The following is a 13,151-nucleotide window of genomic DNA, read 5'->3' as shown; positions in this document are numbered from 1 at the left end:
TTCTGAATTCTCAGTTTTCTTTAACCATTTTTGCTAACTTACTTATACCACCACCAAATATACACAAAAACAACCGCATAAGCAGCTAGGCATTACTTAACGCTGTACTCCCAATCTTATCAATAAAAACCACCAGCAACAATAACTAGCCAGTGGGTAAACCGATAGGTAAAAAAAGGAGGTGTAGGATGATTTGGAGTATATAAGGTTTTAGGCAATTTTTAATAGGGTACATGGTTTTTTAATCTGTAAACCTGGGTTTCCAAACCATGCAAAAAACACTCCCTACACCTCCATAGGCAAATGTAGGGCAAAGTATTTTTATAAAAAATACCCGAAAAGAGTGATTAAATATGCTACCCGCTGGTTAACAGGTCTTTAAAAAATACAAGTACACAAAAATGATATTCTACCAAACATAAGCTAGCATTTTCACTGCTCGTTGCTAAATCAGTAACCGCCCCGGCTGGTATAAAAACATAATACCATGGGGATAACAGCATAAAAACAGCTAAGCATTTAAACGCACTAGGGGTTAACTTGCGAGTTTATAAAGCAATGCCAAATGGTTTAGCCCATGGCTACACGCCAACTGAGGACGGGACTAACGAAGCCATAGATCTCAGTATCAAAGGTGCCGAAGCTCCGATGTGCATAGCCAAAAGGCTACTGCCCTCCTGCTCGTTGAAATAGGCATAGCCTACAATACCTCCCACTACGGGAGCAACAATGTAGGGTATCCAGTAGGTAAAATCGCGAAAATTTGGCCTTCTATTCTTCGGAACCTTATAGAGCTCGAGCAATGGGAGCAGCTGAATACAAAGGGCTCCTAATGCTGCTAGATAAACTGAACTTGACAATTCCATACTTGCAAATTTTAATCGATTCGGTTTTTAAAAGCACCAAAAAGTTTTTTGGTGAAAGTGGCATTCTCTCTAAACTTCTCTTTGGTTGTAAACAGCAGGTCTCCACTTGAGTCTCGGTCTGAGGACTGAACAAAATCATCAAACGACATCATGACCTTTAGCACATTTGCCGACGGGATTCCAGCCTCCTGCGAGATATCCTTCACGCTCTTTAGGTAGTCCTTCTTGAACTTATTAAATGTTTGAATAATGATTTGCTTATCCTTAATAAGCTCTGCCTCCTCAGACTCGATTGGAACCTCGATAATACTTCCCTTTAAGCCGCAATCGGGGCATTTTAATGGATCGTTGTCGCTCTCAAACAAGTATCCGCATTTAGTACACTTAAAATTTGGCATAGGTCTAAATTTTAGTTTTAAAGTCAATGGGTAAAGTCTATTCTCGATTTGGCTAAACCTCGATTAGTTTTTGTTCCCCCCTTTCCTCTTTTTCTCTTTCTGGGGTTTCTTATCATTCGCATTCTTTTTAGCCTTTTCTGGGCTTGAGTAAAGGTTAAGCAGGGGGATATCTACTTTTAATGTAGCTCCTACCCTCAAGTAGTAATCGCTCACGTCAACAATATCCTCGCTAACATTTCGTAGCCTAGGGCCTAATTGTGCTCCAATCCCTATGGTGAGGGGTGTTCTGCCAACTCCAAATTCGGCAAAAAGACCAGGGGCAATGATATGGTATAGCTTTACTGTGGGTAAAGCTTCTGCCTCATCATTCGCTAACCTAAACGATGCGAGTGTACCCAGATCGATAATAGGCACAGATAACCCGAAACTCCATGGTCCCCTTGGCTTATGCATACATAAACGCCCCCAGCCAAAGTAAATGCCAACTGGGGCAGAAAGAGAAAGGTTATTTATTGTCCTCCCGCTGTTTACATTATCAATAATCTCGTTGCCAACAAAACCTCCGAGATAGCCATTTAGCGACACGTTAAAGGAGGAAAACCGCTTTATTGAATAGCTGCCAGGAGGTAAAGCTATCGCGCTTATTGCTGCTTTGGCTTGACTTGGATTCTCTGCCTCAACAAGTGCAGCCATAAACGAGCCGTACCTTAAGAATTTACGCAATACTAAATCCTTATCCGAATTGTTAACCTGTTTCAGCAACATTGTTGCGCTAACAATTGCGCCTGAGTACTGCTTGTTCATAGCATGAATAGCCATATCACCAGCCAACTCGAATTGCCTAATTGCATCCTTCTCGACATCGGTAAGGGCGATTTTCCCTTGGAATATGGGAGAACTCCCAGTGCCCTTTGATAGCTGTAGAAGGCCTACCAAGGAGGCAAACACATCGCTTTGTCGTTCGAATAGCAACCTGTTTCGCTCTCTGGTTGTTAGCTTATCGTAGTCTGAGCCCTGTATAGCACCCTGATACCTGTCAATCTGGAGCTGTATTCCCTTGGTCGTTTCTGCAACCTGAAGCAGGTGCTGCTTAATTAGATGATAACCTGCGGGCTCGCCTCCCATTCTCTCACCAAGATCCCTAAGTAGTTTACCCAAGGTAAACTCCTGATTGCTGATAGCAAAAGATATGCTTTTATACACATCATTGTATTGGGCATGCTGGTATAGCAACCCAAGGTAAATCCTAAGGGTAAGAACATCGTTTAATGCATTTAATTCGGCTTGCCTAAGCCAATATGTCCTATCGGACTCAGAGAATTCTCTAAAGGACTGGCTGATTAAGTTTATGGTTTGAAGCGAGCTAACGATGTTTCTGTAGGTACCGCTGGTTGTTAGCATATTGGCATACTCACTGCTTGCCAATACATTGAGCACCTCACCCGGATGAAGGCCATCTACCATACCATTCGATAGCTCTAGCGCAAGAGCAACTAAGCATAGCAGCTCCTGATCCTTGCCTGAACTCATAGAATACTCAACCAAAAGATTTGACATGCCCCTGGGTAGCGACCGAAGGTCTCTCTCAAATGATGTTCTCAGCATGTTAAGGTATATGTCGTACTGATAGATCTCGGTATCGATTACCTCTAGAGTTGACGTGGTGCTTGGGAACAGAATTCGAAGTTCTTGCATACTTTCATCTTTCAAATCCTGCTTAAACCTTATAAAAAAGGCCGTGTTGAGCTCCGTTTTGGTTCGCTCAATTAGAAAGTCGGTTAGCCCTACGGCAACATTTGTAATGTCGAAGGGTGAGGACACGAAAGGTTGTGTTAATCGAGTAAGAAATTCTTGACTCTTGTCCTGCTGCTGGGGTGAACCATCAATGCTAATGAATGATAGGTAAGGATTAGAGGTAAAACGTTCCTTAATTTTTGTTGTGGTAAAAGTCTCCGGTTCAACTAAGTAGTTTCTTAGGAGAAGCGAGGTTACTCTGCTCTTCTCTGCTTGCTGTAATTCGGCAATTTGGCTCTCAATCTTTTTGTAATCGGAGGAACCATACTCTAGCTTTTGTTGCTGTTCAATTAGCAGCATCACCTCTGGGGTCTCCAAATCGTCGAGGCTTAAAGTGTTATGCTTAATTGTTTGGCTCAACAGAATGGCATCCTGCAGTATGCTCTGCCCCTGTGCGCTAATAACACAGCAAAAGGTAATAAGACTAGCTACGAGCGTTTTCATTCTTGTAAATGTTAAGTTGGTTAAACTGGATGGAGTTTAGGTTGCTGAGGTATGAATTGAATGTGCTAATTACTTTAGCGTTATCACTGGTTTTTAGGCTTGCCCGAACCAGTGCAAGCGAGGCTGAGATAACCGCGGTGGCAAAGCTGCATCCTTTTAGGTCGTTCTTATAGTCATTATACTTACCGGTAGAGAAGTAGAGTAGGTTAGGCAACACGTAGTGTATCCTTGGGCTCACCCCCAGCGGATTGTTGTAGCTTTGCTGCGATAGGGCTCCTACACCTAGAACTAGCTCGTTACGGGCGGGATAAAAAATCGCTTGGTCGCGATATAGGTTGCCATCGTTTTGTCCTGCAGCAACAACCAATACTCCTCTCCGAGTAAGTTCGAGGATTGCCGAATTAATTGCATCGGAGTGGGCAATGTCAAAACTCATATTCACAATATGAGGTAAAGCGGCTTGGTTCAATAGCCAGGTTAACCCTTGGAGCACAAAGCTTGAGTTTATGCTATTCCTATTGGTTGCCTTTATAACTATAACATCTGCTAAGGGGGCCACTCCCACTATATTCGAACCATTCAGATTGTTCCCCGCAATTATTCCTGTGATAGATGTGCCATGCCCCGATGTGGAGCTATCAACCAGTGAGCCATTATGATTTTGTGTAGCGGCATCGTAAAACTCAATGTTCTTATTGCTAAACGCGCTGTGAGCCGCACAACCTGTATCGACAATCGCAATAACAACACCTTCTCCTTTTGATTGCTTTACGGAATCCGGAAGGTTAAGCATAGAATTGTAGTCCATGGTACTTGTCCTATAACGTTGTACTGCAGCCTGCTAGTCACCCCATTGTGCTCCGCTGTTTCAGAGTGTCGATTCAAACTGCAAATCATCCAAATACCAAAAGTAAAGCAATGAGGGATAAAAAGAAATACCCTAAAAGAGGGATAAAATGAATATCACCCAAATCATATTTGGGTTAAATTACATATACACCCTACTTGAATAATTCCCTCTGAGTTGGAAAATGAAGCAAACTGGGGATTATTTCCGAGTTGAAAACCTCTTTATAATTTGTTTTTTCGATCGACCCGTTGATGTTTTTATCCTAGACCGTGCTAATATCTTTAACTCATTTACAACACTATTCTCTAGAGAACTATCAAAACCTTTTGTATGTTCGATATTAAAATCATTGAGGCCATCACCCAACTGTATAACAATACCTTGATTCGGTAGCAAGGGCTGTGAATCTTTCTCTCTAATACTTTTTGCGTCCAAATTAATTTTGGTTAAAGAATCAGAAACTTTGTCTCTTTTAAGGTCAGGGTAAAGGACATTAAGCTTCATAGAAGTCTTCAAAGAATTACTTTTTAAGATATATTCTCCTGGTTTTAAAAGGTTAAGTATAAATAAATCACCTTTCTTGGGCGTGTTGGAATCAAATACAATGTTAGTCTTATCTTTGATGACAACCCTATTTTTAGTAAAAGCCTGTGAGTTATAAAATAGAAGATAGGCATGATCGCCGTTTATCAGGAAACTCCCTTTCTGACTTGAAAGTGAATTGAGGTGAAGGTCAATATTCAATCCGGTTTCATTATTCTCATTAGCAGAAATAATTTGATTGGTATAAACTAAACGATTGTTCTCGTATATCTCTAAACTATATGTGCCAGCTTTTACTAAAGAGTGTACCAAAAAGGAAAACGGACTTAAGGTATCCGAAGTGAAATTTGTATTTTCTAACAAATTTCTATTTAAAATAGTTTTCATAATATTGCTTTTTAAACGTTAAGTTATATACTCACATTGATTACGAATTCATCATTCGTAACGTCAGTCCTTATAGCACTAATTGGAAGTAGTACTGGATCTGCTCCAGGAACAATAGGATAAGGATTTGAGATTTCGTAAAGTGGATGATTGTTTGCAATATAGTTTCCTACTTGCTGCACAATAAAATCAAACAATCCAAAACTTACACCCAACAGATCCGAAAGCCATTCCTTAATATCATCTCCAATATCCAAAATTCCTCTAATAATATCGTTGATTCCATTAAGGAGCCAGCTCAAAATATCTTTTGCCCAGCCAGGTAATCCACCAAAAACGCCATTAATGAAGTTGTCCACAATCCGATCCAATAAGTTTCCTACCGTATCTGAGATATCAATAATATCTAAATTCAACCATCTTGAACTTAAATATACTTGCCACTTATCCAGATTATTTGCCGCATAGGCCTGGTAAGGATTCATTGTATTATTAACTGGGTCATCCCTATATCTAATGTCTACATTAAATCCTCCAGAAATCTCTGAAGTAATTAATCCATCTAGATTTAAAGGAATGCGTATATCCGGATTTGATGAGAACAAGCAAATTCTTGGTGCCCTTAGCAAACAACCGCCAAAAGGATTAGGAATGATACAGAATCCTCCTACACACACTTTAGGAATATCTACTTCCAGGGTCACATTTAGTGGATTCCAATTCACATCAATTTCTTTTAAAACAATCTCGTCCGGATTGTTTTTAAAATCAATACTCCCTCCTGTAAGGCCGATTCCCACATTGTAAGAAGCTCTGAAATATCCTGATGAACTTCCGGATTTGGTTAAATGGAAGTTATCAATTAGGTTTCTTAAAACTTGATTCATGCTGTTTTCTGAAACAGCTAATTGTATTGTAGCCATAATTATTGTACTTTTAGGTAAACCGTTAAATTATTGTTTGTAACACTCGGGTTAAACGGTATTGCCGAGCTTGTGGGCATAGGCATGACTGTGGCATAAGAGTCTAACCCAAAAACCAATTTGCTCATGGCAATCTTCATTTTCGGGAATACCGTTTCCTGAAGTAACTTTTTAACATAGCACTCAATAATGTTTTCTAATGCCACCGGCTCAATCTCTTTTATTTCCAACCCGATAAGTTTTAAGCTTAATACATTAGAGTCGTTTACTACTGTAAGCTTAGCAAACACCTCCAAACAAAAGCAATTTAAATTACTGACGAACATGGGATTGAAAACAATTCCTTTATCCATATTAAAAACTTCGGAAATTTTCTTTTTTGTGAGGTTTTTTAAGTCTATAGTATTAGCAGTTGATGCTTTAGCAACATTAGAGGATACTACCTTAGGGTTATAAATAATATGAGAGGGGCTTCCGCAAGCTAGGCCAGCACAAATTTTGATTGAAAGTGCAAATTGCTGGACAGCAAGACCTCCTAACTCAGGGGGCAGAACCATTGTGTTGCTTGGATGAAGATCTAATTTCAAATCTTTTACCTGTAGACAAAAATCATAACCTGAATCAGTACCAAAAACTGGAATTTGGTCAATTTGTGTCACGATAGTTTTACCCATTTGTTCTAAAACGGGATCTGCGTAGATACTGCTGCAAAACAACTTTTGTTTTATCAAATGCTCGGTAGCATAATTAAATGTAGCTGGCATTTGATACATAACCTGATCGATAATTTTATTGAATGCATCTTCCGGAAATATTCCTATTGCATCACAATTAGAAGTTAAGGTCATAATGATAAGATTAAAGTTGTTCCTACTCTTCTTAATAATATGGCTTTTCGGATTCCGCCTTGTTGTATGAAAGGAAAATCAGTTTCTGAAGTATCAAAGTTATTTAGCATTTTAGTGAAAAGTCAATACCCCAAAAGAGTTACAAAAACGATTAACGTCTGATATTGTGGCAGTTAAAAAATATTCCCCAGCAAGAATAACATCTGCGGTACGATGAATACTGCTCTCCACAAAAATTGCTACTGCAGCAGGAGTAGATACATTTAATGATTCACAATTACTCTCGACGTTTCCTGCTTGTTGCGGTTTTAATCTCCTCATGAATATCCTCTAAGGGGCGCATTTGTAGGTTAGTAACCTGGCTACTTGCCTTAAGCACACTGTCCCTAATGGCATTAACCTGCTGAGGCGTTGCTGATGATGCCCTTAGCATTGTGCTCATATTCCTTAGGTTATTGTCTAGCTCTCGCTTTTCATGTTGAACTCTACTTACCTCCGCTTGGTATGCTTCACCCAGCTTTACAAATCGTTCGTTGGACTCAACCACCCTGTCGTTAGTATAATACGCATTTGCCCAGCTTGACAGGCCACAAACAATCACCATAAAAGCACATATCCCCATGAAGAACTTTACCAACGAAGCTTTTAGGGCTGAAACATCATTGGGAATACGAATAATATACACGCCAATAATGCCAACAAATATGGTGCTTACCCCAGCGGCACCAAGGCTAGCAATTTTCACCCAAAACTCAAGGTTGCTGATAGCTTCTATACTATCCATAATATTCCAATTTTGATTAGTAATTACAATACTTGCAATATCGATTGTTTAATCAACTAGTAATACCATTGATAGGGACTCGACATGCTAAGGCAAATTTACATCACCAATAAGCGAAAAGAAATACCCCAAAGGAGTGATAAAATGGATATCATCCTGAGGGGCTTGGTCTTGAATTGCAGGGCCAACCTGTTTGGATAATTTTAGCTGAACAGGGAACTTAACCTAGCTGGGGATGTAGTTTTTTGGGTCTTTGGGTTTTCTATTTCTATCGGCTATAATATTTCTAATCGACCATAGACTTTCTATCAATACACAATATCGTATTCTCAAAGTAATATATGTCAAAACACCCAACGAAATCATCCCGCTTAAAAAAATAATAACCCTAATTGTATATATCCCTTTTGGTGTAAATAATAGTCCTATCACAATAAAAAAACCTAGAAGATAGGAGACCAAACTATTTAGGGTTAAAAAATATTGCCCAATAATCCTTTGGATATGACCATGCTTATCATCTTCCTCCTTAAAGTTTGAAATCACACAATACAAACTTCTGAAAACATCCTTTGTATCTATTTCTACCTCTTCTACTGTTGAATTTGCTATCTTAAACCCTACAGTTTTTTTTGGATACGTTTTATTTAATATTCTACCAAGCAACATCCCTAAAGTCTGAGTTACTACCATAACTGCAACAATGATAGAAAATCCACACCAATTATTAAATTGTGAGTAAACAATTGAATAAAGGGGAAATACCCAATTTATAATGATAAATATACAGGCAACCGTTATTAACCCTGGGATGATTGTTGCCAACACTATCCATATTGTTAAGGATGAGAAAGGATTCATAGCTTTTTATTTTTTGAATGTTCTTCTACATATCTTAAAAAAAGGTGAGTATTAAAATCTCACTATCATATGGTTTGCATTAATCTGAACAAATATTACTAACCCATCAGGTGTATGTCTTCTCATAGGTTTTCGGACAATGGAGTGGTTGGAAAAAACTCCATTTAACATCCTGCAATATATTGCATAGCGCAGTAAAATAAAATACCCCAAAGGAGTGATAAAATGGATATCATCCTGAGGGGCTTGGTCTTGAATTGCAGGGCCAACCTGTTTGGATAATTTTAGCTGAACAGGGAACTTAACCTAGCTGGGGATGTAGTTTTTTGGGTCTTTGGGTATTCTATTTCTATTGGCTATAGTATTTCTAATCGACCATAGACTTTCTATCAATACACAATTAGGCAGATTAGGCAGAGCCAACAGCCTAGCATTGTTTGAATGGCTCATTTTACAACTCCCTTTTGGGCTGATGCCATATGCCTCAGTCGAATTTATATCTTCGGGGTCACCTGCTCTACCTGTTGGTAGACAGGCTTTGGTATGCTCTGCCCGGTAAATTTTAGGAAAAACTCCCGCTTTGGTGGTGATTCCTGAGAAAGCCACAGACTAAAAGAATTGGGAGGCGGCTGGGGGTATATGGCCTCGACTCTTCAGAAAGTGAAGGGTCGCAGGGCTTGGGTTTTAGCCCCGTTAGTATGCTTGCTACGAGCCGAGCCGACCTCGCAACCAATTCAACCCAAACCTGACAACCAGAGGGGGCAAAATGGTAGCACCCCGTGTTAGCACATGGCAATTAATCATTTTAGTCTTTCTTTTCGGTGATAAACTTTTGCAGCTAATTCTCCAGCTTAACTATTTTGCTTAAACCATTTGGCCCCCCAACCCATATGTTTCCCTCATTATCACCAGCCAATGTATTGATAACGGGATTTATCAAACCATCCTCAGAGTTTATAAACTCCCAAGTATTCTCATGAAAAACAGAAACACCATCACGTCCACCAATCCAAATGTTGCCATTAGCATCTTCACCGACAGCATAAACAAATTGTATCTTTGCTTCACTCTCAGGATAATTATGCCAGCTTCCTTTAGAATACCTGAACGCGCCCAGCGGTGAATGCCCTATCCAGACATCGCCCTCAGATGAGCAATAGATAGCATTGATAAATGAGCTTAGGTTATTGACGTAGTCTGTCCAGATATTATTGTTGTACATCGACAAGCCGGTATAACAGGATCCTACCCATATATTATCATTATGATCTGCGCATATCGCATGTATGTGCCCCATAATGGCTCCATCGGGGTTTGTTTGTGGGTTTACAGCAAAGGAATCAAACCCGGTTCCGTCAAATACTGTTATGTGGTTTTTACTTGTTCCAATCCAGATGTTGCTTTTATTATCAGCATAAATGGTATAAACCCTGTTGCTATAAAGTCCGTCGTCTTCGGTATAGTTAGTCCATGCTTGTCCGTCAAGCTTGAATATTCCTTTTTCCCAGGTTCCAATCCAAAGATTCCCATCGGGGTCAAAACTAAGTGCCTGTATTCCTTCAAGGGGAATACCATCAGCCTCAGCATAACTTGTCCATGACAAACCATCAAATTTTGAAAGCCCTAAGCTAGTACCCACCCAGATATTATTACTATTGTCAACAACAATGGATTGTACAATATCGCCGATTAGCCCATTATCCTGTGTAAAGTTGGTAATCGCCCACGATGGTGGAGGCGAAGTTGTAAAGATTTGCTGCTCGCCATAGGCTGTGCCGACTTCATTTTCAGCGTATGCCCTAACATAATATGTTGTTTCGGGTTCTAATGCTGATATGTTGCTTGTAAAACTACCCACACCAGAACCATCCTCAGTTTTGCTGTTTGCAATGGTTGGGTTTTGGCTTGTACTCCAGCATACACCCCTTGCAGTTACTGTGGTGCCTCCGTCATCGATAATGCTACCACCCGAAACAGCAGCGGTTGGTTTTATACCTGTAACCTCCGCTGTGGTTAGTACAGGGGTTTTTATTTCATCTTTCTTTGCGCAGCTGCTAAAAAGCATTATAGCTGTTCCAACAGTTGCATATGCGTAGCACCATAATGTCTTTTTTGTCATAACTATTTTTTTAGATTAGCAATTGAGACAATACCTTTGTAAAGAACTCATGGGTAAGCGAAGATGCCAAAGCCTGTATTTTTGTTTCAGGTTAATTGATTAAAACTATAACTTTTTGGGCAAAATATTACATTATGCTAATTTACTTTTTATTCAGTTACTTCCTATTACTGATAAGGACGGTGGAATTTCAATTGTCCCTCAGGCTATATGCAGCAAGGTTGTCCTTCCTGGTAATCTTCATTTTTTGTTGCAGAAGGCTGGGGGTGGGTCTCGTCTCGACGATAGGAGTGACCTCTTCATCGACCAAAGAACATCCGATTACGTGGCACAGCGAGGTTGGCTACACCCCTTTGTTGTGGGCTGGCCTTTAATTTTCGTTACTTTTTCTTAAGATTTCTTCTTCTATTTTTGAGGATAACCTGAAACCAACTGCGTTCAACTTTTCAATGTAGGATTTCAATTCGGTAATCAGCCCTTCCTTTTTTGCTTTAAAAAGAATACCTAGAGTTCCAGTAATTCTAAAACCTAATTTTTCTGCTTCTTTCCTCCCTTTTAGATCGTCTAGAATTAGCAGGACTTCAACTTTTTCTAGGGCTAGCGCAATTGCTGACGCTTCACCTAAGTCTAAGTATAGTTCAAGTAGCTGTTGATACTTCTTGTTTTTAACGCTTTCTATTATAATCCATTCGGGTAGCGGCTCCCCAAACTCAAAGGCAATTTCTTCGGTGATATAAACTTCTTGGTATAATTCTTTTAGCAGTTCAATTCCTTCAACTTTTGAAAGTGCAATCAAACAACTTGTATCCGCTATTACTGTGATATTAGGCATTTGCGATGTCTTTGTCTAAGTCTTCTACAGATTGGCTAAATAGGGAAACTCCGTACTTGCCTAATATTTCTATAAAAGCTCTTTTCGATATGCCAACCATTTCAGATGCTTGTCCTGCGGAAACCAGTCCGTCTTCATACATTTTCGATGCAACATAAACTGAAAAATCAAACGTTTTCAAGTTTATATTCTCTGGTATGTTTAATATTACCTTATTCATCTCATCTTTTTTGTCTATTGCAAATATAATCTTTTTTCTACGCATTCACCAGTTGAGTTGATGGTTATGGAATTTGGTCTCAGCTTGCCTGTAAGGCTGGGGGAGCGGTCTCGTCTCGACGATAGGAGTGCCCTCTTCATCGACCAAAGAACATCCGATTACGTGGCACAGCGAGGTTGGCTGCACCCCTTCATAGCATATGTCTTTATTTTCATTAGTTTGTTGAAGTAATATTTCAATTAAATTCTCATCATATCCCAAAATTTTCTCAACCACTATTCCATTTCTGTCAATTAGAAACGATACGGGAAGTGCTTGGACATCGTAGAGCAATTTGGTAGAACTCAGGTCCCCTTTTAGGTCAGAGACATTATACCAAAAGATGCTATCTTTAAGTGAAGAACTTACCCAATTTTCTCTTTTTTTGTCTAACGAAAAACTTACTAAAATTATACTATCCGGCAACTTATTAAAGTTCTCACTTAGAAGTCTATTCTCTTTCCGGCAATAGGCACAACCCGAGCTCCAAAAGTGTATAAATATATATTTCCCTTTCATGGTCGATAGTTGAAAATCATCACCTTCAATTGTTTTTGTGTTAAAGTCGATGAATGGTTTGCCAACCTCAACCTTTTGATTAGAAACATAATCCATAATCGCTTTCCCTTTCACCGATTCTCTATATTTTGAATCTACATTTTCAAGTATTTGCTTTAGGCTGTCTATAGGGATGCTCAAACGATTTCGGAATAATGCATCAATGCTATAGAACGAGTTTGGATTTTTTATAGCACTATTTACATAAAAACTATGGCTTTTGTCCAATAACTCATTATATCGGTTACCCAATTTTTCTAGCATTGATTCGTCTTCATATTTCTTGTTCACCAAGCTGTCAAAAGCATTGTCTATCAATATTTGGTATGGTCGTTGCAACCTTCTAACTTCATTAGCCAAGTCTTGCTCGTAACCTCCCTTAACAATGGCCTCTTGCTGAAAATGATTAATTTTTGATTTAAACTTAATTGGCACGTTCTCCACCTGCAAAGCAGCAACATCTTTGTTGCAGAATAACCATAATGTCCTAGGGTATTCCACATTACCTCTAAAAATAAATTCCTCGTTTATCGTAAAGCAGGAATCTATATACTCTTCGGTGGTTAGATCATACAGTTTTATCAACGTTGTATTAGCCCCTTAAATCATCGGACGAGGATATAGATTAAAATCTGTACTTTTATGATGATGAAAAAACGAAGTTTTACCAAGGAAGAGAAGCTGC

General features: G+C 39.2%; 13 protein-coding genes. All 13 read right to left on the bottom strand.

Annotated elements, in window-relative coordinates:
- Window positions 1-581: 581 nt before the first annotated feature.
- The 13 genes from G8O23_RS14035 to G8O23_RS17650 all read right to left on the bottom strand — a co-directional run bounded on the left by G8O23_RS14035 (window position 582) and on the right by G8O23_RS17650 (window position 12,967).
- Window positions 582-866 carry a hypothetical protein gene (locus G8O23_RS14035; RefSeq protein WP_166365918.1) on the bottom strand — a complete coding sequence of 95 codons (285 nt, stop codon included), beginning with the start codon at window positions 864-866 and terminating at the stop codon, window positions 582-584.
- 11 nt (window positions 867-877) lie between these two features.
- Complete coding sequence (locus G8O23_RS14030) at window positions 878-1,264, bottom strand: rubredoxin-like domain-containing protein (protein ID WP_166365916.1); 387 nt, start codon at window positions 1,262-1,264, stop codon at window positions 878-880.
- Window positions 1,265-1,327: 63 nt separating this feature from the next.
- Window positions 1,328-3,502: a hypothetical protein gene (locus tag G8O23_RS14025; RefSeq protein WP_166365914.1), complete on the bottom strand. Its 2,175-nt coding sequence runs from the start codon at window positions 3,500-3,502 to the stop codon at window positions 1,328-1,330.
- Window positions 3,483-4,310 (bottom strand): S8 family peptidase, encoded by an 828-nt coding sequence (locus tag G8O23_RS14020; protein WP_166365912.1) that lies wholly within the window; start codon window positions 4,308-4,310, stop codon window positions 3,483-3,485. Before G8O23_RS14020 ends, G8O23_RS14025 begins: the two co-directional genes overlap by 20 nt.
- A gap of 240 nt (window positions 4,311-4,550) precedes the next feature.
- Window positions 4,551-5,282 carry a hypothetical protein gene (locus G8O23_RS14015; RefSeq protein ID WP_166365910.1) on the bottom strand — a complete coding sequence of 244 codons (732 nt, stop codon included), beginning with the start codon at window positions 5,280-5,282 and terminating at the stop codon, window positions 4,551-4,553.
- 23 nt (window positions 5,283-5,305) lie between these two features.
- Window positions 5,306-6,205, bottom strand: a complete 900-nt coding sequence (locus G8O23_RS14010; protein WP_166365908.1) for a hypothetical protein — start codon at window positions 6,203-6,205, stop codon at window positions 5,306-5,308.
- Between the two features lie 2 nt (window positions 6,206-6,207).
- Window positions 6,208-7,053 (bottom strand): hypothetical protein, encoded by an 846-nt coding sequence (locus G8O23_RS14005; protein ID WP_166365906.1) that lies wholly within the window; start codon window positions 7,051-7,053, stop codon window positions 6,208-6,210.
- A gap of 277 nt (window positions 7,054-7,330) precedes the next feature.
- Window positions 7,331-7,837 carry a hypothetical protein gene (locus tag G8O23_RS14000; protein WP_166365904.1) on the bottom strand — a complete coding sequence of 169 codons (507 nt, stop codon included), beginning with the start codon at window positions 7,835-7,837 and terminating at the stop codon, window positions 7,331-7,333.
- 225 nt (window positions 7,838-8,062) lie between these two features.
- Window positions 8,063-8,698, bottom strand: a complete 636-nt coding sequence (locus G8O23_RS13995; RefSeq protein ID WP_166365902.1) for a hypothetical protein — start codon at window positions 8,696-8,698, stop codon at window positions 8,063-8,065.
- Between the two features lie 838 nt (window positions 8,699-9,536).
- Window positions 9,537-10,817 (bottom strand): ligand-binding sensor domain-containing protein, encoded by a 1,281-nt coding sequence (locus G8O23_RS13990; protein WP_166365900.1) that lies wholly within the window; start codon window positions 10,815-10,817, stop codon window positions 9,537-9,539.
- A gap of 370 nt (window positions 10,818-11,187) precedes the next feature.
- Window positions 11,188-11,649 carry a DUF3368 domain-containing protein gene (locus G8O23_RS13985; RefSeq protein WP_166365898.1) on the bottom strand — a complete coding sequence of 154 codons (462 nt, stop codon included), beginning with the start codon at window positions 11,647-11,649 and terminating at the stop codon, window positions 11,188-11,190.
- Window positions 11,642-11,914: a UPF0175 family protein gene (locus tag G8O23_RS13980; RefSeq protein WP_219932532.1), complete on the bottom strand. Its 273-nt coding sequence runs from the start codon at window positions 11,912-11,914 to the stop codon at window positions 11,642-11,644. Before G8O23_RS13980 ends, G8O23_RS13985 begins: the two co-directional genes overlap by 8 nt.
- Window positions 11,915-12,967 carry a TlpA family protein disulfide reductase gene (locus G8O23_RS17650; protein WP_166365896.1) on the bottom strand — a complete coding sequence of 351 codons (1,053 nt, stop codon included), beginning with the start codon at window positions 12,965-12,967 and terminating at the stop codon, window positions 11,915-11,917.
- Window positions 12,968-13,151 lie beyond the last annotated feature (184 nt).

The sequence above is a fragment of the Perlabentimonas gracilis genome (assembly GCF_011174675.1).
GTDB lineage: Bacteria > Bacteroidota > Bacteroidia > Bacteroidales > Tenuifilaceae > Perlabentimonas > Perlabentimonas gracilis.
This window is presented reverse-complemented; position numbering and strand designations above follow the sequence as displayed.